The organism is Streptomyces capparidis (genome assembly GCF_054782095.1).
In genome coordinates, this window is sequence record NZ_BAAGTD010000057.1 from 24,115 (window position 1) to 49,083 (window position 24,969).

Genomic DNA, 24,969 nt, shown 5'->3' on the forward strand with positions numbered 1-24,969 from the left:
CAACCGCTGAGCACCCGGACGGGTCGTGGCCGAGAAGTGTCGTCCTTGAGGATGACAATCCTTGCGTCCACGCCCTTCCATAGGTGGAGTGGCATATGCCCCGGGGCGAGGATGCCCTTTCCGTTGCGGCCTGATGAGGTGGGAACCGTGCAGAGCAACACCCGCCCCGCCGAACCCCCGGGAGTCGGACTGGAGTCCGCACTCACCGCAGAGCTGCGGTCCGCGGTGGCCGGTGCGCGCCGACGCGCCGCGCGCGACGCCGACCGGCAGGTGGACACCGCGCATCTGCTGCACTCGCTGCTGGAGTGCGACCCCCGGGTGCGCGAGCAGTTCCAGCCCGCGCAACTCGCCCGCCTGCTGGGCTACCTCGTCCAGCGCAGCATCGGATTCGGCCTCCAGTGGCAGGCGTCGGTCGAGGACTCCGGCGGGCTGCCGGTGATCGCCGCGCCCCTGGCGGAGCGGGTGCCCGGGCAGGGGGAGCCGCCCGCCGCCGAGAGCGCGGCCGCCGCCTCGCCGGGCGACGGCGGCGCCCCCGGCCGCGCTCCGGGGGAGCGCGCCGCCGGGGCCGGGGGCCGGGGTGGTCCCGGCTGGAGCCCCGCCGCCGCCACCGCCCTGCGGCGCGCCGTCGCCCGTGCGCACGGCGGAGGCCGGGAGCTGGTCGAGGGGGTGGACCTGCTCGCCGCGGTCGCCGCCGACGAGGACAACCGCGCGGTGGACGTCCTGCGGTTCGCCGGCGTGGACGTGGTCGCGATGACCGCCGCCCTGCCCCGCTGACCGCCGCGCCGCCGCGGCCCCCGGCGCGCCCCCACCCGCCCGCACCCCTGGCCCTCACCGGCCCCGAGCCTCGCCGCCCGCCCCCGTCCCGCGCCGCCCGTCCCCTCCCGCCCCCTGGCGGGCCGGGCTCCCGTCCCGCCCGTGACGGGGCCCGGCCCGCGCTGCCGTTGTCGGCGGGGGATGCGAACATGACCGGATGCACAAGTCTGAGGAGGCCGGAGCCGCCGCCCGCAGTACGGGGCTGACGCTGGCGCTGATATCGGCGTGCGCGTTCGGCGGCTCGGGCGTGGCCGCCAAGCCGCTGATCGAGGCGGGGCTCGACCCGCTGCATGTGGTCTGGATGCGCGTCGGCGGCGCCGCGATCATCATGCTGCCGCTGGTGTGGCGGCACCGCGGGCTGCTGCGCAGGCGCCCGGCGCTGCTGGTCGGGTTCGGGCTGCTGCCGGTCGCCGGGGTCCAGGCGTGCTACTTCGGGGCGATCGAGCGGGTGCCGGTCAGCGTGGCGCTGCTGCTGGAGTACCTGGGGCCCGCGCTGGTGCTGGGCTGGGTGCGCCTGGTGCAGCGCAAACCGGTCTCCCGGGCCGCCGCGATGGGCGTGGCGCTCGCCGTCACCGGGCTGGCCTGCGTGATCGAGGCGTGGTCGGGGCTGGCGTTCGACACGGTCGGGGTGCTGCTCGGGCTCGGCGCCGCCTGCTGCCAGGCCAGCTACTTCATCCTGGCCGACCACGGCAGCTCCAGCGAGGACCCGGCCGATCCGTTGGCGGTGAGCGCCTTCGGCATGCTGATCGGCACGGGTGTGCTCACCGTCGTCGCCCGGCCGTGGAACGCGGAGTGGGACGTGCTCACCGGCCGGGTGGCCATGGGGGAGCGGGACATCCCCGGGGTGCTGCTGCTGGGCTGGATCGTGCTGGTGGCCACGGTGCTGGCCTACCTGACCGGGGTGGTGTCCGTGCGCAGGCTCTCGCCGCAGGTGGCGGGCGTGGTCTCCTGCCTGGAGGCCGTGGTGGCGACCGTGCTGGCGTGGGTGCTGCTGCGCGAGCACCTGGCGGCGCCGCAGTTGGCGGGCGGGCTGCTGGTGCTGCTCGGCGCCTTCGTCGCGCAGACCAGCAGGACGGCGCGGGGCGGCGGGACCGGCCCCGGGCCCGGCGCGTCCGCCGCGGAGGCGGGCACGGCAACCGGGCTGCCCGGGGCCGGCCAGGGGCGGTGAGCCGCTCCGGCCGCCCGGTCCCCGGCGTGGCGGGCGGCCGGAGCGGGCGCGGCTCGCCGGTCAGCCGTCGGCGGGCGGGGGCAGGCGGCGCAACTGGTGGGCGGCCGCCTCGGCGTCGTGGCCGCGGCCGCGGGCGGACAGGCGGGCGGCGACGGCCTGCCGCACCGGCTCGGGCTTGTTGCCCCCGTACTTGAACTTGGCCCGGACCTCGGTGACCGCCAGGCGCAGGCCCCGGATGCCCGGCAGCAGCCGCCCGTACGGGGCCCGCCCGGCCTCGACCGGGGCGTGGCCGCCCTCGGGTTGCAGGTGGGCGAGCTGGCGGCGCAGCAGGTCGGCCTTCCCGGCCGGGTCGTCCACCACATGCGCCACACAGGAGAGCTGCACCGCGGCGTAGTAGCTGGTGGGGACGCCGTGCTCGGGCGGGGCGCCCTCGGGGACGGCCCAGTACGAGGGCACGTAGGCGTGATCGCCCGCCACGCTGAGGGTCACGTGCGGGTCGGCGTCCAGGGCGGCCCACAGCGGGTTGGGGCGGGCCAGGTGGGTGACGGCCTCGCGGCGTTCGTGGTCGTAGGCGAAGTGCAGGGGCTGCACCAGGGGGCCCTGGCCGGGCAGGCCGTTGGCGGCCAGCTCGCCGAAGTCGCGGGTGGCGAGCCAGTCCTGCCACTCGTGCTCGTCGAGGGCGGCGTCCCAGGGGTGGATCAGCACGGGGTGCTCCTTGCTCGGTGCGGTGCCGGGCGCGGCGGGTGCGCGGAGGTGCGGAGGCGCGGCGCCGGGTCAGCCGCGCGGCGCCAGGTAGTCGGGCAGCGGCACGGACGGGTCCAGGTCGTCCGCGGGGACGGGGCTGCCGAAGGCGGTGGTGACGGGCAGCACGCCGGTCCAGTACGGCAGGGCCGTGTCCTCCGGCTCGTCGTTGGGGCCGCCGGTGCGGACCTTGGCGGAGACCTCGCGCAGGTCGAGGCGGACCACGGCGGTGGCGGCCAGCTCCTTGGCGTTGCCCCGGCGGCAGTCGTCGGCGCGGCCGGGCAGGGCGTGGTCGACCAGCGCGTCCAGGGCGGTGGCGCGCTCGCCGGGGTCGGTGACCTGGCGGGCGGTGCCGTGGATGACGACGGAGCGGTAGTTCACCGAGTGGTGGAAGGCGGAGCGGGCCAGCACCAGGCCGTCGACGAGGGTGACCGTGACGCACACCGGCAGTCCGCCGCCCGTGTCTCCGTCGTGGCCCGCGCCGGCGGCGCGCAGCGGGCGGCTGCCCGTCGAGCCGTGCAGGTACAGCCGGTCCTCCACCCGGCCGTACAGCGTGGGCAGCACCACGGGGGAGCCGTCGTCGGCGACGAACCCCAGGTGGCAGACGAACGCCTCGTCCAGGATCGCGTGCACCAGCGCCCGGTCGTACGACGCCCGCTGCCGGGCGCGGCTCGGGACGGTGCGCGGGGTGGGCGCGTAGGCGGCGGGGTTCTCGGCCGACATGACGGCTCCTCAGTGCTGACTATATGCACTAGTGCATAATGGTGTTTGTGCTAGGAGAATATCGGATTGTTGGCCGGGGCGCAGCCGAGATCGCGGCCGACGTCGAACGGGCGATCGGCGCGGGCGCGCTCCAGCCCGGGCAGTCGCTGCCGCCGCTGCGCAGCCTCGCGGCCGACCTCGGCGTCAACCCCAACACCGTCGCCGCCGCCTACCGGCTGCTGCGCGACCGCGGGGTGGTGGAGACCGCGGGCCGCCGCGGCACCCGGGTGCGCCCGCGCCCCGCCACCACCCCGCGCGACCAGGCCCGCGTGGAGATCCCGGCCGGGGTGCGGGACCTGGCCGCGGGCAACCCGGACCCCGCGCTGCTGCCGCCGCTGGACGCCGCGCTCGCCGAGGCCGCCGCCCGGTGCCGCGCCGCGCCCGTCCTGTACGGAGCGCCGCCCGTGGACCCCGGGCTCGAACAACTGGCGCGCGCCGCGCTGGACGCCGACGGGGTGCCCGCGGGGCCGGTCGCCCTGGCCTCGGGGTCCCTGGACGCCATCGAACGGGTCTTCCACGCCCATCTGCGGCCGGGGGACGCCGTGGCGGTGGAGGACCCGGGCTGGAGCAGCCTGCTCGACCTGGTGCCCGCGCTGGGCCTGCGCCCCCTGCCCGTGGCGGTGGACGACGAAGGACCGCTGCCGGAGGAGGTCGCCCGCGCGCTGGCCGCCGGGGCGCGCGCCCTGGTGGTGACCGACCGCGCCCAGAACCCCACGGGCGCCGTGGTGAGCGCCGACCGCGCCCGGGAGCTGCGCGCCGTGCTGGACGCCCACCCCGGCGTGCTGCTGATCGAGGACGACCACGGCAACGGCATCGTGGCGCAGCCCCTGCGCCCGCTCGCCGCTCCGGACCGCCCCGGGCCGTGGGCGCTGGTGCGCTCGGTCGCCAAGGCGTACGGCCCCGACCTGCGGCTGGCCGTGCTCACCGGCGACGCGGTGACGGTGGACCGGGTGCTGGGCAGGCACCGGCTCGGCCCGGGCTGGGTCAGCCACCTGCTCCAGCGCACGGTCGCCGCGCTGTGGCGGGCGGGCGCCGTGGACCCGGAGCGGGTCGCCGCCGCGTACGCCGCCCGCCGCGACGCCCTGCTGCGGGAGCTCGCCGGGCGGGGCGTGGCCGCGCACGGGCGCAGCGGGCTGAACGTGTGGGTGCCGGTGCCCGACGAGACCGGCGCGGTCGCCCGGCTGCTCCGCTCCGGGTGGGCGGTGGCCCCGGGCGCCAGGTTCCGGCTGTCCTCGCCGCCCGGGGTGCGGGTGTCGGTGGCGTCGCTGCGGCCGGAGGAGGCCGCCGGGCTCGCCGAGGCCATCGCCGCTGCGGTGCGCCCGCCCGCCCCGCGGCGGCTGGGCTGAGCGGGCGGGCGCCGTCCCTCCGCCGCGGGGGCGGCCCGCTCGGCCGCGGGGCCCGGACCCCGCGCTACCGCTCCGTCCGGGGCCGCCGCTGGGTCAGGGCCGCCCCCGCGAGGATGACCAGGGCGCCCACCGGGACGTTCCACGCCAGGCTCTCGTCCAGCACCAGCACCCCGGCCGCGGTGGCCACCACCGGGATGAGGTAGGTGACCGTCGTGCCGATGGTGGCGCCCGCGTCGCGGACCACGCTGTGCTGGAGCAGGAAGGCCAGCCCGGTGCCCACCGCGCCGAGCACCAGCACGCTGAGCGAGGAGTCCAGCGGGAACTCCTCGGGCGCGCCGGTGAACACCGGTGTGACCAGGGCCGTCTGGGCCGTGCCGAGCAGCAACTGGGCGCAGGCCAGGGACAGGCTGGAGTGCCCGGTGCCGGTCAGGAAGCGCCGCACGTACGCCCACCCGGCCGCGTAGCTCGCCGCCGCCACCAGCGCCATCGCCGTGCCGCCGCCGTGCGTCCCGGCGAAGCCCTGCCAGGCGCCGAGCACCACCAGCACCCCGCCGAAGCCCAGCGCCATGCCCGCGGTGCTCCGCCGGGTGGGCCGCTCCTCCCGCAGCGCCACCAGCGTGATCAGCAGGCTCCACAGCGGGGTGGTGGCGTTGCAGATCCCGGCGAGGGTGGAGGAGATGTGCAGCTCGGCGTAGGCGAACAGGGTGAACGGCAGCGCGTTGCACAGCAGTGAGGCGACCGCGAGGTGCCCCCACACGCGCGCCCCGCGCGGCAGTCGGTCCCGCTTCACGGCGACGGCGGCGGCGAGCACCGCCGCGCCGAAGGCCATCCGGCCCAGGCTGACCTGGAGCGGGGCGAAGGCGTGCGTGCCGACCTTGATGAACAGGAAGCTGCACCCCCAGATCAGGCCGAGGGCGGCGAATTTCAGCCGCCAGTCCGTCCAGTCCGGGCCCCGGCGGCGGGCGGGAGTGGAGGTGCCGGAGGTGCCCTTGTCGGCGGCGGAGGCGGACGGGGCTGACGGTGCGCTCATGGCCCAAGCGTGACGATGTGCAGCGTGTAGAACAAATGAATTTATCTACGAGTGAAGGCGTAGCATCTCTAACATGATGAACCTGGAGCGCCTGAGGGTCCTGCACGCCATCGCCACCTACGGCTCCGTGAGCGGGGCCGCCGAGGTGCTGCACGTCACCACCTCCGCCATCTCCCAGCAGATGGGCAAGCTGGAGCGGGAGACCGGGCAGCGGCTCCTGGCCCGCAACGGCCGCGGCGTCCGGCTCACCGACGCGGGGCTGCTCCTGGTCAAGCACGCCGAGCGCATCCTGTCCCAGGTGGAGGAGGCGCAGTCGGAGCTGGAGGCGCACCGGGGCGCGGTGGTGGGGGACCTGGCCGTCGGCGCGTTCGCCACCGCGGCGCGCGGGCTCGGGCCGCGGGCCGTCACCTCGCTGCGCCGGTCGCACCCCAGGCTGCGGGTGCGCCTGTACGAGATGGAGCCGCACGACACCCTGCCCCGGGTGGGCCGCGGCGACATCGACCTCGGGGTGGTCCTCGACTGGTTCAACTCCCCGCTCGCCCTGCCGCCGGGGCTGGCCAAGACGCCGCTGCTCGACGACGTGGTGGACGTGGCCGTGCCCGCCGACCACCCGCTGGCCGGGGAGCGCGAGGTGGAGCTGGGGCAGCTCGGCGACGCCTCCTGGATCTGCTGGCCCACGGGCGCGTTCTGCCGGGACTGGCTGACGCTCACGCTGCGCGCGGAGGGCGTCGAGCCGCAGGTGACGCACACCGCGAGCGAGCACGCCACCCAGTTGGCGCTGGTCGCGGCCGGGCTCGGCGTCGCCGTCACGCCCCGGCTGGGCCGCGGCCCGCTGCCCGAGGGCGTGGTCGCGGTGCCGGTGCGCACCAGGCTGACCCGCCACGTCTACGCGGTGTGGCGCGCCGACGCGGGGCGCCGCCCGGCGATCAGGGCCGCGGTGCAGGCGCTGCGGGCGGCGGGCGCGACCCTGGCGGACGGGGTGCCGCCGGTCGGCGCCCCGGTGTTCTGAGGGCGCCGCCGCGGACCGCCCCGGCGGTCAGGACTTGCGGAAGTCCCAGGACACGATCCGCTCGGGCGCCAGCCGCAGCCACGCGTGGCGGCCGTCGTGCGGCAGGGCGTCCACGCCGAAGTACTTGCGCGCGAACGGCGGCTCGACAGCGGCCAGCTCCCGGTGCGGCGCGCCGGTGCGCGGCGCCTCGCCCACCGGCTCGGCCCGGCCGCCCAGCTCGACCCCGCGCAGCTCCCCGTAGTCGTGGCCGTCGTCCACCACCACACCGATCCGCGGGTCCCGCCGGATGTCGGCCCACCGCCTGCTGCGGGTCAGCGAGTACAGCCACAGCGCCGCGCCGTCCCACAGGAACCACAGCGGGCTGACGTGCGGAGTGCCGTCCGGCGAGACGGTGGCCACCCGGCAGGTGCGCGCCCGTGCGAGGAAGGCGTCCCGCTCCTGCCCGGTCATCATGATCCTGCGGCCGCGCCGCTGCGTGGTCCCGGTCATCGCCCCAGCATAGCTGGTTAACTGACGGATCGTCAGCTACGGTGCGGGCATGGCGGAACCCTCCGACCCGCTGCACCCGCGCGCCGCGGCGCTGCTCACCGTGGAGTGCCAGCGCGGCGTGATCGGCCGCGACGGCGCCTTTCCCGAACTGGCCAGGGCCGTGCGCGACGGCGGCGCGCTGGAGCGGATCGCCGCCCTGGTGCGCGCCGCCCACGCCGCGGACGTCCCCGTGGTGCACGCCGTCGCCGAGCGCCGCCCCGACGGGCGGGGCGCGAACCGCAACGCGCGCCTGTTCCGCGCCGCCGCCCGCCTGCCCGTGCGCCAGTCGGCGGGGTCGCCGATGGCCGAGGTCGTGTCCGAGATCCCCGTGGCGGACGGCGACTTCGTCGAGCGGCGGCTGCACGGCCTGACCCCGCTCGCCGGCACGAACCTGCCCGCCGTGCTGCGCAACCTGGGCTGCCGCACGCTGGTGATCACCGGTGTCTCGGCGAACGTCGCGATCCCCAACGCCGTGTTCGACGCGGTGAACCTCGGCTTCGAGGCGGTGGTGCCGCCCGACGCGGTCGCCGGGGTGCCCGCCGCCTACGCGGAGGCGGTGGTCGCGCACACCCTGTCCCTGGTCGCGACCATCGCCCCCGCGGCGGAGATCACCGCCCGGTGGAGCCGGGCGGCGGCGTCATGACACCTTCAGCGACCCGCCCTCGACCCTGACCTTCAGCGCCTCGAGCGGCTTGGTGGCCGGACCCGCCGAGACACCGCCGTCGTCGATGCGGAACTTGCTGCCGTGGCACGGGCAGTTGATCGTGCCGTTCTCCACCGTGGACACCGGGCAGCCCTGGTGGGTGCAGATCGCCGAGAACGCCTTGTACTGGCCCTGCGCCGGCTGGGTGACCACGACCTGGTCGTCGAAGATCTTGCCGCCGCCCACCGGGACGGCCGACGCCGGGCCGAAGTCCCGGCCGCCGCCGGACGACTCCTCCGGCGTGGACTGCGCGCCCGTCGACTGCTGGTCGGAGGACGGCGCGCCGGGGTCCGACGCGTTGCCGGAGTCGTCCCCGCACGCGGCCAGCGCCGCGGTGAGCCCTGCCGCTCCCGCGGCGGCGATCATCGTGCGCCGCGTGGTGGTCCGTGCTGTCTGCGCCATGCCGTCTCTCCCGAGCCCTTCCAGCGGAACGTGCCTTGCGCCGATGGATACGCGCGGCCGTCCCCGCGTGTTCAACGCGATTCCTCGCCGGCTTCGCCGCCGGTCCCGACATCGTCCCCAACGAGCCATGTGACCGAAAAGTGCCGGGATGCGCCCGGCGCGGCCCCGCCCGCCGCACCCCCGATAAGCTGGCCCGATGCTGACCGAGGTGACGGCGATCCGCTATGTCACGCCCCTGCGCGAGGGCGGGTCGCTGCCCGGCATCGTCGAGGCCGACGACCTGGGCACGTACGTGACGAAGTTCGTGGGCGCGGGACAGGGCCGCAAGACGCTGGTGGCCGAGGTGATCGCCGGCGAGCTGGCCAGACGCCTGGGCCTGCGCGTGCCCGACCTGGTGCGGATGCGCATCGACCCGGTGATCGGCCTGGGCGAGCCCGACGAGGAGGTGCAGGACCTGCTCAAGGCCAGCGGCGGGCTCAACCTGGGCATGGACTACCTGCCCGGCTCCCTCGGCTTCGACCCGCTGGCCTTCGAGGTGGACCCGGCCGAGGCCGGGCGCGTGATCTGGTTCGACGGCCTGGTCGGCAACGTGGACCGCTCCTGGCGCAACCCGAACCTGCTGGTCTGGCACGGCGACCTGTGGCTGATCGACCACGGCGCCACGCTGATCTGGCACCACAACTGGCCCACCGCCGCCGGGTCCGCGGACAAGCCGTACGACGCCTCCGACCACGCCCTGGCCACCTTCTCCCCGGACGTGGAGGCGGCCGAGGCCGCCCTCGCCCCGCGGGTCACCGAGGAGCTGCTGCGCGAGGTCGTCGCCCTCGTGCCCGACGAGTGGCTGGCCGGCGAGCCCGGCTTCGACGCCCCCGACGCGGTGCGCGACGCCTACACCGGGCGGCTGCTGGCGCGGGTCCGGGCCGCCGAGCGCTGGCGGCCCGGCGTCCCCGAGGGCCTGGTCAGGAAGAAGGAGCCGACCGTGAGCAACGCTCCGGCCTGGCTGAAGGGACGGGTCCGTTGACGGAGGGCACCGGGGTGGACCGCCATGTGTTCGAGTACGCGCTGCTGCGGGTCGTGCCGCGGGTGGAGCGCGGAGAGCTGATCAACGCCGGAGTGCTGGTGTACTGCCGGGCCAAGAGCTTCGTCGCCGCCCGCACCCACCTGGACGAGGAGCGGCTGCGCTGCCTCGACCCGGCCGTGGACGTCGCCGGGGTGCGGGCCGCGCTGCGCGCCGTCGAGGGCGTGTGCGACGGGGCCGGCCAGGCCGCCGCGGACAGCGCCGGACAGCGGTTCCGCTGGCTGACGGCGCCGCGCAGCACCGTCGTCCAGCCGGGACCGGTCCACACCGGGCTGACCGCGGACCCGCGGGCCGAGACCGAGCGGCTGCTGGACCTGCTGGTGCGCTGAACCGGCGGGGCGGATCCGCGACCGGGGGCCACGCCGCGCCCCGTCCGTATTCACCGTCGGGCCCGGTGGGAATTCCCGGCCTTACCGCCGCTGGATTCCGGTCAGGAACATGTCCGCGAGATTCTCCCCGATTTCCCGCGGCCGCAGCGGGCCGTCCGACCTGTACCACGTGCCCAGGTGGTGCACCGCCCCGAAGAAGTGGTGCGTGGCCAGGTCCGCGGACACCTCGGGCCGCACCGTGCCCTCCCGCTGGCCCTCCTCCACCAGCGCGCGGAAGCGCTCGTGGTAGTGCCGCCGCTCGGCCCGCACCCGGGCCCTGGTGTGCGGCGCGAGCAGGTGCAGCGAGTGCAGCAGCACCACGGCGTCGTCCAGGTGCGCCAGGGTGCTCACCACCACGTCGGCCGCCGCCTCGCGCAGCCGCTCCACCGCCGCCCCGGGGCCGTCCGCGATCCGCTCCAGCGACCTGGTCTGCGCGTTCAGCAGCCTGCGGTAGATCTCGTGCAGCAGGTCGTCCTTGGAGTCGAAGTAGTGGTACATCGCCCCCTTGGTGACCCCGGCCGCCTCCACGATCTCCTGCACCGAGGTGCGCTCGAACCCGCGCGCCGCGAACAGCCTGGCCGCGACCGCGAGCAGCCGGTCCGGCACCGGCGCGCCGTCCGCCACCCGGGTGACCGCCATGGCACCCGCCTCCTCACCTGCCGCCGGGGACCGTGTTCCCGGCGCAACATACCAGTGGGTCGGTCGCCGCTGAAGAGGCGGGAAAAGCGCCCGCCCGGCACCGTTGACACCCGCTCACCGGCCTTCTACGGTTTCGGCTGTCACCACGTTACCGACTGGTAGTTCGGTGATGGCATACCGGCCGGTCGGCTTTTCCGGCCGCGAAGTCCGGCGGACGCGCCGGCGCACGCGGAACCCGCCCGCACCAGGGCGCCGCGCGCACCACCGCGCCCGCACCGGCACGAGCACCACGACCGGCACGAGACGCAGCCCCGCCGCAGAAAGGTCACCGATGGAGGGACCAGGACCGCACCCGGACGCCGTGCCCGGCCTCGACCCGGAGGCGCTGCGCGCCTGGTTGGACGCCGAGCACCCCGGCTTCGCCCGCGGGCCGCTGACCGCGCGGGTGATCGCCGGCGGCCGGTCCAACCTCACCTACGCCGTCGGCGACGGCACCCGCGAGTGGGTGCTGCGCCGCCCGCCGCTCGGCCACGTCCTGGCCACCGCGCACGACATGGCCCGCGAGTTCCGGGTGATCACCGCCCTCGCCCCCACGCCCGTCCCGGTGCCCCGCACCCACCTGCTGTGCGAGGGCCCCGAGGTGCTCGGCGCGCCCTTCTACGTGATGGAGCTGGTGCGGGGCGAGGTGCTGCGCTCGGCCGGGCAGACCGCGCGGCTCGGCCGGGAGCGGGCCGCGGAGCTGTCCGCGCACCTGATGGACGTGCTGGCGCGACTGCACGCGGTGGACCCCGCCGAGGTGGGCCTGGCCGACTTCGGCCGCCCCGAGGGCTATCTGCACCGCCAGCTCGCCCGCTGGGGCAAGCAGCTCGCCGCCTCCCGCAGCCGGGACACCCCCGAGCTGGACACCCTGCGCGAGCGACTGGGCGAGCGCGTCCCGGCCACGCAGCGCACCGCGATCGTGCACGGCGACTACCGCCTGGACAACGCGGTCGTCGGCGGCGACGGGCGGATCGCCGCCGTGCTGGACTGGGAGATGGCCACCCTCGGCGACCCGCTCGCCGACCTCGGCCTGTTCCTCGTCTACTGGGACGCCATGCGGGAGCTGTTCCCCGACAACCCCGTGGCGCGCGGCGTCACCGACGAGGCGGGGTTCCCGCCCGGCGCCGAGCTCGTCGAGCGGCACGCCCGCCTCACCGGCCTGGACGCCACCCCCCTGCCCTGGTACGTCGCGTTCGGCTGCTTCAAGCTCGCGGTCATCGCCGAGGGCATCCACTTCCGCTACCTGCGCGGCCTGACCGTGGGGGAGGGGTTCGAGCACATCGGGCGGATGGTCGCGCCGCTGGCCTCCCACGGCCTGGCCACCCTCGCCGCCCACCGGTCCTGACCCGCGCCCGAGGACCGCGGCGGCGACCGCACCGGACGACCGCCCCGACCCCGCCCCGACCCCGCCCCGCCCCCGCGCCGACTCCGCACCGACTCCGCACCGACAACAAGAAGGAGCCATGGACTTCGCGCCCGACCCCCGCACCGAGGAACTCGCCGGGAAGCTGCTGGCCTTCATGGAGGAGTGCGTGTACCCGGCGGAGCCGGTGTTCGCCGAGCAGGTCGCCGGGCTGCGCTCCCTCGGCAAGGGCTGGTCGCGCCCGCCGGTCGTCGCCGACCTGAAGGCGCAGGCCCGCGCCCGCGGCCTGTGGAACCTCTTCCTGCCGGACCGGAGGTACGGCGCCGGGCTGACGAACCTCCAGTACGCGCCGCTGGCCGAGATCACCGGCCGCAGCCCCGCCCTCGCCCCCGAGGCGCTCAACTGCGCCGCCCCGGACACCGGCAACATGGAGCTGCTCGCCGAGTTCGGCGACGAAGCCCAGCGCGAGCGGTGGCTCACGCCCCTGCTGGAGGGGGAGATCCGCTCGGCGTTCTGCATGACCGAACCCGACGTCGCCTCCTCCGACGCCACCAACATCACCACCCGCATCGAGCGCGACGGCGACTGCTACCTCGTCAACGGCCGCAAGTGGTGGTCGTCCGGCGCCATGGACCACGACTGCGCGGTGTTCATCGTGATGGGCATGACCGACCCGGACGCCGATCCGCGCCGCCGCCAGTCGATGGTGCTGGTGCCCCGCGACACCCCCGGGGTGGGCGTGCGCCGCGGCCTGACCGTCATGGGCTACGACGACGGCCCGCACGGCGGCCACGCCGAGATCGAGTTCCGCGACGTGCGGGTGCCCGCCGCCAACCTCATCGGCGAGCCGGGCTCCGGCTTCGCCATCGCCCAGGCCCGGCTCGGCCCCGGCCGGATCCACCACTGCATGCGGCTGATCGGCATGGCCGAGCGCGCCCTGGAGCTGATGTGCCGCCGGGTCGCGGACCGGGTCGCGTTCGGGCGGCCGCTGGCGGAGCAGGGCGTGATCCGCGAGTGGATCGCCGAGTCCCGGGTGCGCATCGAGCAGGCCAGGCTGCTGGTGCTGAAGACCGCGTGGCTGATGGACACCGTGGGCAACCGGGGCGCGCACACCGAGATCCAGGCCATCAAGATCGTCACCCCGCTGATGGCCGAATGGGTCATCGACAAGGCCGTCCAGGCGCACGGCGCCGCGGGGCTCTCCCAGGACTTCCCGCTCGCCCAACTGTGGACCCAGGCCCGCACGCTGCGCCTCGCGGACGGGCCCGACGAGGTGCACCGCCGCTCCCTGGCCCGCCGCGAGCTGCGCAAGTACCGCTGACAAGCCGCCGAGAACCGAAGCACACCAACCAGGAGGCACACCGATGTCCAGCACCGAGCAGCGCGTGGCGATCGTCACCGGGGGCGCCCGCGGCATCGGCGCGGCGACCGCGCTGAGGCTTGCCGAGGACGGCCGCGCCGTGGCCGTCCTCGACCTCGACGAGGCCGCGTGCAAGGAGACCGTGGAGCGGATCACCGCCTCCAGCGGCAGGGCGCTCGCCGTAGGCGCCGACGTCTCCGACGCCGGTCGGGTCGAGGCGGCGGTCGCCCGGGTCGCCGAGGAGCTCGGCCCGCCGGTGATCCTGGTCAACAACGCGGGCGTGCTGCGCGACAACCTGCTGTTCAAGATGAGCGAGTCCGACTGGGACACGGTGCTGGACGTGCACCTCAAGGGCGCCTTCCTGATGACCAGGGCGGTCCAGAAGCACATGGTGGACGCCGGGTTCGGCCGGATCGTCAACCTCTCCAGCAGCTCCGCGCTGGGCAACCGCGGGCAGGCCAACTACTCGGCGGCGAAGGCCGGGATGCAGGGCTTCACCAAGACCCTCGCCATCGAGCTCGGCAAGTTCGGCATCACCGCGAACGCGGTCGCGCCCGGCTTCATCGTCACCGACATGACCGCCGCCACCGCGGCGCGCGTGAAGATGGACTTCGAGGAGTTCCAGAAGGCGGCCGCCTCCCAGATCCCCGTGCAGCGCGTGGGCCGCCCCGAGGACGTCGCCAACACCATCGCCTTCCTCAGCGGCGACGCGGCGGGCTTCGTCTCCGGCCAGGTCGTCTACGTCGCGGGCGGGCCGCTCGACTGACCCGCCCTCCCGTCGCCCCACCCGCCGCCCCGGGGGCGGGTGGGGCGACGGGAGGAGCCCGGTCCCCACTGGGCGGGGGAACCCACCGGCCTCCCATGTGCTCCATCGGCCTCGAAGTCGTGTTCCAGCGGCCCCATGGGTTCCTTCGGCCCAGGAAGGTCAACCGGCCCAAGGCGTTCCGGCGGCACAGGGCGTTCCACCGACCCCAAGCATTTCCCCCAGCGAGTTCGGAGTAGGACATGGCAGGCAGCGACACCGCGGCCGAGGGCAAGGTCGCGCTCATCACCGGCGCCAGCCGGGGCATCGGCCACGGCATCGCCCGGGCCTTGGTGGACTCCGGCCACCGGGTGTGCGTCACGGGCCGCAACGAGGACGCGCTCAAGGAGGCCGTGGAGAACCTCGGCGGTCCCGGCAGGGCGATGTACGTGGCGGGCAGGGCGCACGACGAGGCGCACCGGGCGGAGGCCGTCGAGCGCGTCATGGAGACGTTCGGGCGGCTGGACCACCTGGTCAACAACGCGGGCACCAACCCCGTGTTCGGGCCGCTGGCCGACGCCGACCTGGCCGTGGCGCGGAAGGTCTTCGAGACCAACGTGGTCTCCGCGCTCGGCTTCGCCCAGCACACCTGGCGGGTCTGGCAGAAGGACCACGGCGGCGCCATCGTCAACGTCTCCTCCATCAGCGGGCTCGGGGCGTCCCCCTTCATCGGCCTGTACGGCGTCAGCAAGGCCGCGATGATGAACCTGACGGCGCAGCTCGCTCACGAGATGGCGCCCGTGGTGCGGGTCAACGCGGTCGCCCCGGCCGTGGTGAAGACCAGGTTCGCCGCGGCCCTGTACGAGGAGCGCGAGCAGGAGGTGGCCGCCCGCTACCCGATGGGCCGGCTGGGCGAGCCCGCCGACGTGGCCGGCGCGGTCGCGTTCCTGCTGTCGGACCAGGCCGCGTGGATCACCGGGCAGACCCTGGTGATCGACGGCGGGCTGCTGCTGAACGCGGCGGTGTCATGAGCTTCGAACTGAGCGGCGCCGGCGTGGTCGTCACCGGGGCGGGGCACGGGATCGGGGCCGCGCTCGCCCGGCGGTTCGCCGCCGAGGGCGCGCGGGTGGTCGTCAACGACCTGGACGCGGACGCGGCCCGCGCCGTCGCCGGGGAGACCGGCGGCACCGCCGTGCCGGGCGACGCGGCCGCCCCCGAGGAGCTGATCGCCGCGGCCCGCGCCGCGCTCGGCGGGATAGACCTGTACTGCGCCAACGCCGGCATCGGCACCTCCGGCAGCGAGCAGGACCCGGACCCGGTGTGGGAGGGGGCCTGGCAGGTCAACGTGATGGCGCACGTGCGCGCCGCCCGGGTGCTCACCGGCCCGTGGCTGGAGCGCGGCCGCGGCAGGTGGCTGTCCACGGTCTCCGCCGCCGGGCTGCTGACGATGCCCGGCGCGGCCCCGTACGCGGTGTCCAAGCACGCGGCGCTGGCCTTCGCCGAGTGGCTCGCGGTCACCTACGGGCACCGGGGCCTGACCGTGCAGGCGCTGTGCCCGCAGGGGGTGGCGACGGCCATGCTGGAGGGCAGCGGCACGGCCGGCGACCTGCTGCTGCGGCCCGGGGCGCTCACCCCCGAGCAGGTCGCCGACAGCGTGGTGGAGTCCTTCGCCGACGACCGGTTCCTGATCCTGCCGCACCCGCAGACCGCGGAGAAGTACCGGGGGCGGGCCCAGGACACCGACGGGTGGCTGCGCGCGATGGGACGGGTGCAGGAGCGGATCGACGCGGGCGGCTGAGCGCGCTGTCGGTGGGGACCGGTACGTTCTTCCCCGGTGGACGGACGGCGGCGCCGCGTCCACCGCACAGCCCACCCTGCCCAGCCGGAGGTCCCAGCCGTGTCCTACACCCTGCCCGAGTCCTGGCAGCCCGTTCTCGGGGACGAGGTGTCCAAGCCCTACTTCAAGGAGCTCACCGAGTTCGTGGAGCGGGAGCGCGAGCAGCACAACGTGTACCCGCCCCGCGAGGAGGTGTTCGCGGCGCTGGAGGCCACCCCGTTCGACCAGGTCAAGGTGCTGCTGCTCGGGCAGGACCCGTACCACGGCGCGGGGCAGGGGCACGGCCTGTGCTTCTCGGTGCGGCCCGGCGTGCGGACCCCGCCGTCGCTGCGGAACATGTTCAAGGAGATGCAGGCCGACCTCGGCCACCCGGTGCCGGACAACGGCTACCTGATGCCGTGGGCCCGGCAGGGCGTGCTGCTGCTCAACGCCGTGCTGACCGTCCGTGAGGGCGAGGCCAACTCGCACAAGAACCGGGGCTGGGAGCAGTTCACCGACGCGGTGATCAAGGCGGTGTCCGACCGCGCCGAGCCGGTGGTGTTCGTGCTGTGGGGGGCCTACGCGAAGAAGAAGCTGCGGCTGATCGACGCCGAGCGGCACACCGTGGTGCAGGGCGCCCACCCGTCCCCGCTCTCGGCGAAGCTGTTCTTCGGCAGCCGGCCGTTCTCGCAGATAGACGCGGCGCTCGCCGCCCAGGGCCACACCCCGGTCGACTGGCGCCTGCCCAACCTGAACTGACGCGCCGTCGCGGGGGCGGCGCGGTCCGCGGCGGTCCCCCGGGCCCGGGCGGGCCCGCTGCGGCCCCGCCCGGAGCGGCGGCTATTCGCCGGTCGCGCCGTCGATGCGCTCGCGGATGATGTCCGCGTGCCCGTTGTGCCGGGCGTACTCCTCGATCATGTGGACGAGGATCCAGCGCAGCGAGTAGGCCTTGCCCCGCTTCCCGCCCGTGGCGTCCAGCGGCACGCCGCGGATCAGCTCGCGGGAGCGCGCGCATTCCTCCCGCCACCGCGCCAGGTCCTTCGCCGCGTCGGCGTCGTCCACCAGGTCGAACTCGCCGTCGGGGTACTCGTCCGAGAAGTACAGCGGCGGGACCTCCTCGCCGGCCAGGACCTCGCGGAACCAGTGGAGCTCGTTCTCCGTGAGGTGCCGCACCAGGCCGAGCAGCGACAGGGAGGACGGGGGAGCGGAGCGCTCGCGCAACTGCGCGTCGGTGAGGCCCTCGCACTTCATGGCGAGGGTGGCGCGGTGGTAGTCGAGCCAGGACTCCAGCATCTCGCGCTCGGGCGCGGTCAGCGGGGCCTCGGTGCGGGTGATCGTCGTCATGCGGCGCATCATCGCGGAGCGCGCCGCCGCGGGCGAGGGCTTTTCGGCGCCGGCTCACGGCCGCCCGGCGGGGGCGGGCGGCCGGGCGGGCCCGGCCATGCCGCGCAGCAGGGCCAGGATGTCCTCGCGCAGGGTCGCCGGGTCCGGCGGGGGCGTGTGGGAGGACACGCCCGCCACGCACAGGAACACCGTCCCCTCCATCCAGGCCAGCAGCGACCGGGCGTGCCGCTCCGGCTCCGGGGAGCCCTCCGCGGCCAGCAGCGCGACCAGCGGTTCGAGGAAGCCGCGCGCCGCGGAGTCGTACACGGCGCTCAGCTCGGGGCGGCGGGTGGCCTCGAGGGCCAGCTCGAACCGGGCGGTGGTGTACTTCCGGTCATGGGTGACCAGGCGGTGCAGGGTGGCCGCGAGGGCGTCGGCGAGCTCCTCGCGGCTGCCGGGCGGACCCGCCGCCCGCCGCTGCTCGAGCAGCGCGGACTCCAGACCGGCCAGCCTGGCGACGGCCGCCTCCAGCAGGGCGGCGCGGGTGCGGGCGTGGTTGGACGTGGAGCCGAGCGGCATCCCCGCGGCCTCGTCCACCGCCCGGTGGGTCAGCCCGCGCATGCCGCGGTCGGCGAGGAGGGCCAGCGCGGTGTCGGCGATCAGCTCTGCGCGAGCGCTGCGGTGGGGCATGGGCGGATCCTATCGACTCTGAACTACACACGTAGTGAACGGTGGAGCCGCCGCGGGAGGGCCGTGGCGGCCCCCGTATGCTGCGGCCCCCGGCCCCCGATCCGGGCGCGCCGCGCCCGCGCGGCGCGGAGGGGGCGCGGGCGGGGTGAGGCGGAGGGCAAGGGCGGGACGGCGCGGCCGGGGGAGGCGGAGGCCGGACGGCGGGGCGGCGCGGCGGGCAGAGGAGCGAGGGGCGGAGGGGTGGACGGGCGGAGGGGTGCGGGAAGAGCGGAGTGGCCGGGACGGCACGGCCCCGCGGCGCCCCACGGCACCCACCCGCCCGGCACCCGTGAACCGGATCCCACCCATTCGGACCCGCCCGGCCGGACCCCGCCCCGCCGGACCCCGCCCCGCCGGGCGGCGGCGCAGCGGGGCGGCGGCACAGCAGCACCGCGGCACAACCGGACACAGCACCACGAACCACCACACGATCAGCGCTGAACACTCAACGACAGGAGCGGCCATGGGGTTGCGGACGGCGGTCATCGGGCTCGGCGACATCGCCCGGAAGGCGTATCTGCCGGTGCTCACCACCGAGCCCGGGGTGGAGCCGCACCTGTTCACCCGCACCCCCGCCACCCTCGACGACGTCGGCGACCGGTACCGGATCCCGCCGCACGCCCGCCACCGCACCCTGGACGGGCTGCTGCGCGACGGCGGCGTCGAGGCCGCGTTCGTGCACGCGCCCACCGACCAGCACGTGCCGATCGTCACCCGGCTGCTGGAGGCGGGCGTGCACGTGTACGTCGACAAGCCGCTCGACTTCCACCTCGCCGGAGCCGAACGCCTCGTCGCCCTCGCCGAGCGCCGCGGCGTGAGCCTGATGGTCGGCTTCAACCGCCGCCACGCCCCCGGCTACGCCCAGGCCCTGGAGCACCCCCGCGACCTGATCGTCATGCAGAAGAACCGCGTGGGCCTGGCCGCCCCGGCCCGCCGGGTGGTCTTCGACGACTTCATCCACGTGGTGGACACCCTGCGATTCCTGGCGCCGGGCACCGTGGACCGCGTCGATGTGCGGGGCCGCGTCCAGGACGGCCTGCTGCACCATGTGGCGCTGCACCTGTCCGGGCCCGGGTTCACCGCGCTCGGCCTGATGAACCGGATGAGCGGCTCCACCGAGGAGCGGCTGGAGACCAGCGGGCAGGGCAACAAGCGGGAGGTCCTCAACCTCGCCGAGATCGTGGACCACCGCGGCCAGCCGACCGTGCGGCGCCGCGGCGACTGGGTGCCCGTGGCCCGCCAGCGCGGCATCGAGCAGGCCGCCCGCGCGTTCCTCGACGCGGTGCGCTCCGGCCGGGTCCTCGGCGCCGAGGACGCCCTGCACACCCACGAGCTGTGCGAACGCGTGGTCACGGCCCTGGAGGGACCCGGCGCCTGAACCGGGCGGCGCTCGCGCCCGCGGCCGCCGCGGCGAGCGAGGCGAACGCCAGCCACGGCACCCACGGCCCCAGCCGGGTGTACGGGGAGGTGCCGGAGGCGAGCGGCACCTCGTACACCGCGGCGGTGCGCTGCCCCGTGCCCAGGGCGGGGCCGACCCGGGCGCCCCGCGCGTCGTACACCGCGCTCACCCCGCTCAGCGTGGCGTGCACCACCGGCCGCCAGGTCTCGGCGGCGCGCACCGCCGCGAGCGAGGCGTGCTGCTCCGGCGCCCAGCTCCCCTGGAAGGTGGAGGTGGACGACTGCACCACCACCAGGTCGGCGCCCCGTCCGGCCAGCTCCCGGCTCAGGTCGGGGAACGCCGACTCGAAGCACACCAGCGGGCCGACCCGGCCCGCCCCCGTGGCCAGCAGCACGGGGCCGGTCCCGCGCCTGCGGTCCTCCGCCGCGGCCTCGCTGAGCCCCGTCACCCAGCCCAGCGCCCGCCGCAGCGGCACGTACTCGCCGAACGGCACCAGCCGCCGCTTGTCGTACCGGGGCCCGGCGATGCCCTCGCCGTCCACCAGCACCGCGCTCTTGAGGATGCCGCCGCCGGGGCCGCCGGGCCCGGGCGAGCGCCGCGCGTCCACGTTCACCAGCAGCTCCGCGTCCACCGCCCGGGACAGCGCGGCCAGCCGCCGCACCAGGTCGGGCCGCGTGTAGGCGTCGAAGCCCACGCTGCTCTCGCCCCACACCACCAGGTCCGCCCGCTTCCCGGCGAGCTGCCGCGTCAGCTCCTCCGCGCGGGCGAACCGCTCACCCGGCCGGTGCACCACCCCCGGCTGCACCACCGCGACCCGCACCGCCGCGTCCTGCCCCGGGCCCGGCCCGCCCGGCCGGGGCGCCCACGCCCACACCGCGCCGCAGCCCACCGCGAGCAGCACCAGGCCCGCCGCCCCGGCGCGCCGCCCCGCCGGGGAGACCAGCGCCACCGCCAGCGCGGCGTTCACCGCCACCACCAGCCAGCCGACCAGCCACACCCCGCCCACCGACACCAGCGACAGCGCCGGCCCCACCTGCCACTGGCTGGCCCCCAGCAGACCCCACGGCCCGCCCAGGTACTCCCAGGAGCGGACCAGCTCCGCCATCAGCCAGCCGCAGGGCAGCAGCGCCACCGCCGCGGCGGCCCGCCCCGGCCCCGGCTCCCCGCGCAGCAGCCGCCACACCAGCCATCCCCACGGCGCCCACAGCAGGCCGAGCAGCGCCGCCACCAGCGGGGTGAACACGTGCAGGTCGGGCAGCAGCCAGTGGTGCACGGCCAGCACGAACCCGGTCCCGCCGAGCCAGCCGAGCAGGGCCGCGCTCCGCCCGCCGTCCGCCAGGCGGTTCAGCAGCATCCACGGCACCAGCGCCCCGTACGCCAGCCACCACAGCGACGGCTCGGGGAACGCCGGCGCGGGCAGCGCCCCGGCCGCCACCACCGCCACAGGAAGGGCCCGCCGCACCGCCATGCCCGCGCCTCCTCGTCCCTTCTGCCAGTGTCACCCCGGGACGGGGCAGGGGCCACGGGGCGGGCGCCGGCGGGGGAGCCGCGGGGGCGTGCCGTCTCACGGGGACGCGGTCGACGGCGAGGTCGTCCGGAAGACCAGCCTCCCCTCCTCCGTGTCCACCTCCACCCGGCTGTGGGCGCTCAGGTCGCCGCCGAGCAGCATGCGGGACAGGCGGTTGTCCACCTCGCGCTGGATGGTGCGGCGCAGCGGCCGGGCGCCGTACTCCGGCTGGAACCCGCGGTGGGCCAGCCAGTCCACCGCCGTCGGGGTGAAGTCGATCGCCACGTCCTGCGCGCGCAGCCGACGCCTGGTCTCCTCCAGCAGCATGTCGGTGATCTGCCGCAGTTGGGCGTCGGAGAGCCTGCGGAAGATCACGATCTCGTCGATGCGGTTGAGGAACTCGGGGCGGAAGTGCTCCCGCAGCGGGCGCAGCACCCGCTCGCGGCGCGCCGCCTCGTCCGTCTCCTCGTCGCCGGGCCCGAAGCCGACCGCGGAGCCGCGGCCGGTGATCACCTCGGAGCCCAGGTTGCTGGTCATCACCACCACCGTGTTGCTGAAGTTGACCGTGCGGCCCTGGGAGTCGGTGAGCCGACCGTCGTCCAGCACCTGGAGCAGGATGTTGAACACGTCCGGGTGCGCCTTCTCCACCTCGTCCAGCAGCAGCAGCGAGTACGGGTGGCGGCGCACCGCCTCGGTGAACTGCCCGGCCTCCTCGTGCCCGACGTAGCCCGGGGGAGCGCCGACCAGACGGCTGACGGTGTGCCGCTCCTGGTACTCGCTCATGTCCAGGCGCACCATGCGCTCCTCGCTGCCGAACAGCGCCTCGGCCAGCGCCCTGGCCAGCTCCGTCTTGCCGACCCCGGTGGGCCCGAGGAACAGGAAGCTGCCGATGGGCCGGTTCGGGCTGGCCAGCCCGGCCCGGGAGCGCAGCACCGCCTCGGCGACGGCGGTCACCGCCTCCTCCTGGCCGATCACCCGCTTGCGCAGGTGCTCCTCCAGCCCGAGCAGCCGCTCCCGCTCCTCCTGGGTGAGGCTGCTGACGGGGATGCCGGTCTGCCGGGAGACGATGTCGGCGATGTCCTCCACGGTGACCTCGGGGATCCGCCCGTGGCCCGCGTGCGGCTTGCGGCGGCCCTCGTCGATCCGCCGCTCCAGGTCCGCGATGCGGTCGCGGAGCGCCTGCGCCCGCTCGTAGTCCTCAGCGGCCACGGCCTGCGCCTTGTCCAGGCCGAGCTGCTCGGCCTCCCGCTCCAGCGCGCGCACGTCCGTGGCCCGGGTGCGGGAGCGCAGCCTGACCCGGGCGCCGGCCTGGTCCATCAGGTCGATCGCCTTGTCCGGCAGGTGCCGCTCGGTGAGGTAGCGGTCGGACAGCTCGACGGCGGCGAGCAGCGCCTCGTCGGTGTAGCGGACCTGGTGGTGGGCCTCGTACCGGTCGCGCAGCCCGCGCAGGATCTCGGTGGCGTCCGCCAGGGTCGGCTCGGGCACCAGGATCGGCTGGAACCGGCGGGCCAGCGCCGCGTCCTTCTCGATGTAGCGGCGGTGCTCCTCCAGGGTGCTGGCGCCGATGACGTGCAGCTCGCCGCGGGCCAGGGCCGGCTTGAGCATGTTGGACGCGTCCATCGGCCCGCCCTCGGAGCCACCGCCCGCGCCGACCACCGTGTGCAGCTCGTCGATGAAGATGACCACTTCCTCGGAGTGGGCGCGGATCTCGTCGATGATGCCCTTCATCCGCTCCTCGAAGTCGCCGCGGTAGCGGGTGCCCGCGACGACGCCCGACAGGTCGAGCTGCACCACCCGGCGGCCCAGCAGGATCTCCGGCACGTCGCCGTCGGCGATGCGCTGCGCCAGCCCCTCCACCACGGCGGTCTTGCCGACCCCGGCCTCGCCGATCAGCACCGGGTTGTTCTTGCCCCGGCGGGCCAGCACCTCGATGGTCTGCTCGATCTGCTCCTCCCGGCCGATCACCGGGTCGATCCTGCCCTCCCGGGCCATCGCGGTCAGGTCCCGGCCGAACCGGTCCAGGTTCGGGGTGGTGCTCTCGCGCGGCTGCGCCGGGCGCTGCTCGCCGCCGTGCGCCGCGCCGTTGCCGCCCGAGAGCCGGGGCTCGAAGTGGGCGGCGTTGAGTATCTGGCCGGCCGTGGAGTCGCGGTTCGCGGCGAGCGCCACCAGCACGTGCTCGGGCCCGATGTACGACGCTCCGGTGGAGCGGGCGATCTCGTGCGCGTCCAGCAGTGCCCGCTTGACGGCGGGCGTCACGGCGACGGTGCTGCGCGGCGGGCCGTCCCCGGCCTGCTGGTCGATCTCCGCGGCGAGCGCGTCCGGGTCGGCGCCGGCGCGGGAGACCATGGCCCGGGTCGGCTCGGTGGTCAGCGCCGCGCGCAGCAGGTGCTCGGTGTCCAGGTCGGTGCTGCCGTGCTCGGCGGCGTACGACGCGGCGGCGGAGACCAACTGCCGGGCCGGGCCGCTCATCAGCCGCCCGAAGTCCATGTACCGGGGGTCGGGGCGCGCTCCGGTGGGCGAGGCACCGAAGAAGTGCGCGAGGAAATCGCCGAGCGGGTCCCGTCCATGCTCCTCGGGACCCCTGTACCCGCTGGTCATAGGCATCCGTCCCGCTGACCCGGCCAAACCGGGCCATGCTGTGGTGATCGTGCACTTTTCGACACGGGCGCGGGTTCCCACCGCGGGCGGCGCCAACACCTGACGGCCGCCCCTTCACTGGGCCCGTGGAGACCGGTCGCGCAGCGTGACGGAGACCACCGGGTGAGATGGCCGAACCGGAGCCTGTCCGGCGCATCCCGGATACGGCAGCCTCCTCACCCGACACCGGATCCCGACGCCGAAACGGAGCCCTGCCATGGGCGGCCCCTTCCTCCCCGTCACCCCCGTCACCCCCGCCACCTCGGCCTTCACCCGGCTCGGCGTGCCCGCGGCCGCCGGCGTCCGGCGCACGCCCCCCGCGCGGCCCCGCGCCCTGCCCGGGATCGGCGGCCCGCGGCGCGGCCAGGACACCCCGGGCGGGGCGCCCGCCCCCGCCCCCGAGGCGCCGGAACCGGCCCGGTTCGGCCTGCCGCCCGCGGCGTACGGCCCGTTCCGCGCCGCCTCGGCGGGCGGGGAACCGGAGGCGGCGCCCCCGGCCGGCCGTCCCAGAGCCGTCGCCCCGCCCGGGGCCCTCCGGGCGGCCGACGACGAGGCGGAGCGGCCCGCCCGACTGGCCACCCGGCGCGCGCCCCAGGGCCCGCGCGCCCTCGACGAGGCGCGCCCCCTGCCGGTGCCGGCCCGGGTGCAGTTGCTGGCCCGCGCCCTGCTCGCCGACGACCCCGCGGCGGCCCGGCTGGCCGGCGGTCTCGGCGCTCCGCTCGGCCCGTGGTACGCGGTGACGGTGGTCCGCCTGAACCGCGGGCCCCTCCCCGGCGGCGCCGAGCGGCGCGACCGGGTGCTCACCGCCCTGGCCCGCGGCGGCGGGACGCCGGTCACCTGGCACGATCCGGCCGAGTTCGTCGCCCTGCTGCCCTGCGACGCTGGGGCGCTCACCGCGCGCGGCCCCGGCGTGCGGGAGCGCGCCCTCGCGCTCGTCCACGCCTTCGCGACCCTGGTCGGGCGGCCCTGCGCGGCCGGGATCAGCGCCGGGCGCACGTTCGCGCTCGCCGAGGCGTTCCACCTGGCCCGCCGCATCAGCCGCGTCGCGCCGCTCGAAGCCGTGCCCAGCCGCCTGCACACCCTGCCCGACGTGTTCGTCGAGCTCTGCTGCGCCGGGCAGCCCGACGTGGACGCGTGGCTGCGCGACGTGGCCCGGCGCCTGTCGCGCGGCCCCGACCTGCTGGCCACCCTGGACGCCTACTACCGCAACGACATGAACCGGCTGCGCACCGCCACCGAGCTCGGCATCCACCCGCGCACCCTGGACTACCGCCTGCGGCGCGCCCGCGACCTCAGCGGCACCGACCCCGGCTCCGCCCAGGGGGTGCGCGTCCTCGGCGCCGCGGTGACCCGGGTCCTGGCGGGCGCCTGGGAACCGGAGCCGCCCACCGCGCGGTAGGGGCGCCCGGCGGGCCCGGCCGCGCACGGCGACCGGGCCCGGGGCGGAGCGCCGCCGCGGCCGGGGCA

Annotated in this window: 25 protein-coding genes; 15 read left to right on the top strand and 10 right to left on the bottom strand. The window is 75.9% G+C overall.

Annotation, left to right across the window (positions count from 1 at the left end):
- The first annotated feature begins 147 nt into the window (after positions 1 to 147).
- Together ACYVO2_RS32100 and ACYVO2_RS32105 are read left to right on the top strand one after the other, a co-directional pair.
- Positions 148 to 774, top strand: a complete 627-nt coding sequence (locus tag ACYVO2_RS32100) for a Clp protease N-terminal domain-containing protein (RefSeq protein WP_461011595.1) — start codon at positions 148 to 150, stop codon at positions 772 to 774.
- Positions 775 to 970: 196 nt separating this feature from the next.
- A complete protein-coding gene (locus tag ACYVO2_RS32105; protein WP_461011596.1) occupies positions 971 to 1,981 on the top strand; it encodes an EamA family transporter in 1,011 nt (336 codons plus the stop codon).
- A gap of 60 nt (positions 1,982 to 2,041) precedes the next feature.
- Here the strand turns inward: ACYVO2_RS32105 and ACYVO2_RS32110 are convergent, their stop codons facing one another.
- Both ACYVO2_RS32110 and ACYVO2_RS32115 read right to left on the bottom strand, forming a co-directional pair.
- On the bottom strand, positions 2,042 to 2,686 hold the full coding sequence (locus ACYVO2_RS32110; RefSeq protein ID WP_461011597.1) for an FMN-binding negative transcriptional regulator: 645 nt from the start codon (positions 2,684 to 2,686) through the stop codon (positions 2,042 to 2,044).
- A gap of 69 nt (positions 2,687 to 2,755) precedes the next feature.
- The gene (locus tag ACYVO2_RS32115; protein ID WP_461011598.1) at positions 2,756 to 3,445 is read right to left on the bottom strand and encodes a pyridoxamine 5'-phosphate oxidase family protein; all 690 of its coding nucleotides are present in this window, start codon (positions 3,443 to 3,445) and stop codon (positions 2,756 to 2,758) included.
- A 38-nt stretch (positions 3,446 to 3,483) separates the two neighbouring features.
- On the opposite strand from ACYVO2_RS32115, the gene ACYVO2_RS32120 reads away from it, so the two are divergent.
- Entirely contained in the window at positions 3,484 to 4,830 is a 1,347-nt protein-coding gene (locus tag ACYVO2_RS32120) for an aminotransferase class I/II-fold pyridoxal phosphate-dependent enzyme (protein ID WP_461011599.1), read from the top strand.
- Positions 4,831 to 4,894: 64 nt separating this feature from the next.
- Here ACYVO2_RS32120 and ACYVO2_RS32125 read toward each other — a convergent pair whose 3' ends face one another.
- Complete coding sequence (locus tag ACYVO2_RS32125; RefSeq protein WP_461011600.1) at positions 4,895 to 5,860, bottom strand: DMT family transporter; 966 nt, start codon at positions 5,858 to 5,860, stop codon at positions 4,895 to 4,897.
- A 73-nt stretch (positions 5,861 to 5,933) separates the two neighbouring features.
- Between ACYVO2_RS32125 and ACYVO2_RS32130 the strand changes: the two genes are divergently transcribed.
- Complete coding sequence (locus tag ACYVO2_RS32130; protein WP_461011601.1) at positions 5,934 to 6,869, top strand: LysR family transcriptional regulator; 936 nt, start codon at positions 5,934 to 5,936, stop codon at positions 6,867 to 6,869.
- A 27-nt stretch (positions 6,870 to 6,896) separates the two neighbouring features.
- On the opposite strand, the gene ACYVO2_RS32135 is transcribed toward ACYVO2_RS32130, so the two are convergent.
- A complete protein-coding gene (locus ACYVO2_RS32135) occupies positions 6,897 to 7,358 on the bottom strand; it encodes a pyridoxamine 5'-phosphate oxidase family protein (protein WP_461011602.1) in 462 nt (153 codons plus the stop codon).
- A 49-nt stretch (positions 7,359 to 7,407) separates the two neighbouring features.
- Here ACYVO2_RS32135 and ACYVO2_RS32140 point away from each other — a divergent pair, with 49 nt between their 5' ends.
- Entirely contained in the window at positions 7,408 to 8,040 is a 633-nt protein-coding gene (locus ACYVO2_RS32140; RefSeq protein WP_461011603.1) for an isochorismatase family protein, read from the top strand.
- On the opposite strand, the gene ACYVO2_RS32145 is transcribed toward ACYVO2_RS32140, so the two are convergent.
- Complete coding sequence (locus ACYVO2_RS32145) at positions 8,035 to 8,502, bottom strand: Rieske (2Fe-2S) protein (protein WP_461011604.1); 468 nt, start codon at positions 8,500 to 8,502, stop codon at positions 8,035 to 8,037. The two genes, ACYVO2_RS32140 and ACYVO2_RS32145, sit on opposite strands and share 6 nt — an antisense overlap.
- 196 nt (positions 8,503 to 8,698) lie before the next feature.
- On the opposite strand from ACYVO2_RS32145, the gene ACYVO2_RS32150 reads away from it, so the two are divergent.
- Complete coding sequence (locus tag ACYVO2_RS32150) at positions 8,699 to 9,523, top strand: HipA family kinase (protein ID WP_461011605.1); 825 nt, start codon at positions 8,699 to 8,701, stop codon at positions 9,521 to 9,523.
- Positions 9,520 to 9,909, top strand: coding sequence for a DUF3037 domain-containing protein (locus tag ACYVO2_RS32155; RefSeq protein WP_461011606.1), 390 nt, complete (start codon positions 9,520 to 9,522; stop codon positions 9,907 to 9,909). Before ACYVO2_RS32150 ends, ACYVO2_RS32155 begins: the two co-directional genes overlap by 4 nt.
- A gap of 81 nt (positions 9,910 to 9,990) precedes the next feature.
- Here the strand turns inward: ACYVO2_RS32155 and ACYVO2_RS32160 are convergent, their stop codons facing one another.
- On the bottom strand, positions 9,991 to 10,587 hold the full coding sequence (locus ACYVO2_RS32160; protein ID WP_461011607.1) for a TetR/AcrR family transcriptional regulator: 597 nt from the start codon (positions 10,585 to 10,587) through the stop codon (positions 9,991 to 9,993).
- 331 nt (positions 10,588 to 10,918) lie between these two features.
- On the opposite strand from ACYVO2_RS32160, the gene ACYVO2_RS32165 reads away from it, so the two are divergent.
- The 6 genes from ACYVO2_RS32165 to ung all read left to right on the top strand — a co-directional run bounded on the left by ACYVO2_RS32165 (position 10,919) and on the right by ung (position 16,666).
- Entirely contained in the window at positions 10,919 to 11,971 is a 1,053-nt protein-coding gene (locus tag ACYVO2_RS32165; protein WP_461011608.1) for a phosphotransferase family protein, read from the top strand.
- 118 nt (positions 11,972 to 12,089) lie between these two features.
- A complete protein-coding gene (locus tag ACYVO2_RS32170; protein ID WP_461011609.1) occupies positions 12,090 to 13,310 on the top strand; it encodes an acyl-CoA dehydrogenase family protein in 1,221 nt (406 codons plus the stop codon).
- Between the two features lie 43 nt (positions 13,311 to 13,353).
- Positions 13,354 to 14,115, top strand: coding sequence for a 3-oxoacyl-ACP reductase FabG (fabG, locus tag ACYVO2_RS32175; RefSeq protein WP_461011610.1), 762 nt, complete (start codon positions 13,354 to 13,356; stop codon positions 14,113 to 14,115).
- Positions 14,116 to 14,354: 239 nt separating this feature from the next.
- Positions 14,355 to 15,122 carry an SDR family oxidoreductase gene (locus tag ACYVO2_RS32180; protein WP_461011611.1) on the top strand — a complete coding sequence of 256 codons (768 nt, stop codon included), beginning with the start codon at positions 14,355 to 14,357 and terminating at the stop codon, positions 15,120 to 15,122.
- Positions 15,119 to 15,889, top strand: coding sequence for an SDR family oxidoreductase (locus tag ACYVO2_RS32185; RefSeq protein ID WP_461011612.1), 771 nt, complete (start codon positions 15,119 to 15,121; stop codon positions 15,887 to 15,889). Before ACYVO2_RS32180 ends, ACYVO2_RS32185 begins: the two co-directional genes overlap by 4 nt.
- 99 nt (positions 15,890 to 15,988) lie before the next feature.
- Complete coding sequence (gene ung, locus ACYVO2_RS32190; RefSeq protein WP_461011613.1) at positions 15,989 to 16,666, top strand: uracil-DNA glycosylase; 678 nt, start codon at positions 15,989 to 15,991, stop codon at positions 16,664 to 16,666.
- A gap of 81 nt (positions 16,667 to 16,747) precedes the next feature.
- On the opposite strand, the gene ACYVO2_RS32195 is transcribed toward ung, so the two are convergent.
- Both ACYVO2_RS32195 and ACYVO2_RS32200 read right to left on the bottom strand, forming a co-directional pair.
- Positions 16,748 to 17,251, bottom strand: coding sequence for a DinB family protein (locus ACYVO2_RS32195; RefSeq protein WP_461011614.1), 504 nt, complete (start codon positions 17,249 to 17,251; stop codon positions 16,748 to 16,750).
- Between the two features lie 54 nt (positions 17,252 to 17,305).
- Positions 17,306 to 17,920: a TetR/AcrR family transcriptional regulator gene (locus ACYVO2_RS32200; protein WP_461011615.1), complete on the bottom strand. Its 615-nt coding sequence runs from the start codon at positions 17,918 to 17,920 to the stop codon at positions 17,306 to 17,308.
- 502 nt (positions 17,921 to 18,422) lie between these two features.
- On the opposite strand from ACYVO2_RS32200, the gene ACYVO2_RS32205 reads away from it, so the two are divergent.
- Entirely contained in the window at positions 18,423 to 19,337 is a 915-nt protein-coding gene (locus tag ACYVO2_RS32205) for a Gfo/Idh/MocA family protein (protein ID WP_461011616.1), read from the top strand.
- Here ACYVO2_RS32205 and lnt read toward each other — a convergent pair.
- On the bottom strand, positions 19,309 to 20,826 hold the full coding sequence (gene lnt, locus ACYVO2_RS32210) for an apolipoprotein N-acyltransferase (RefSeq protein WP_461011617.1): 1,518 nt from the start codon (positions 20,824 to 20,826) through the stop codon (positions 19,309 to 19,311). The two genes, ACYVO2_RS32205 and lnt, sit on opposite strands and share 29 nt — an antisense overlap.
- Before the next feature lie 96 nt (positions 20,827 to 20,922).
- Entirely contained in the window at positions 20,923 to 23,463 is a 2,541-nt protein-coding gene (locus tag ACYVO2_RS32215) for an ATP-dependent Clp protease ATP-binding subunit (protein ID WP_461011618.1), read from the bottom strand.
- Between the two features lie 256 nt (positions 23,464 to 23,719).
- Here ACYVO2_RS32215 and ACYVO2_RS32220 point away from each other — a divergent pair, with 256 nt between their 5' ends.
- Positions 23,720 to 24,901, top strand: coding sequence for a PucR family transcriptional regulator (locus ACYVO2_RS32220; RefSeq protein ID WP_461011619.1), 1,182 nt, complete (start codon positions 23,720 to 23,722; stop codon positions 24,899 to 24,901).
- Positions 24,902 to 24,969 lie beyond the last annotated feature (68 nt).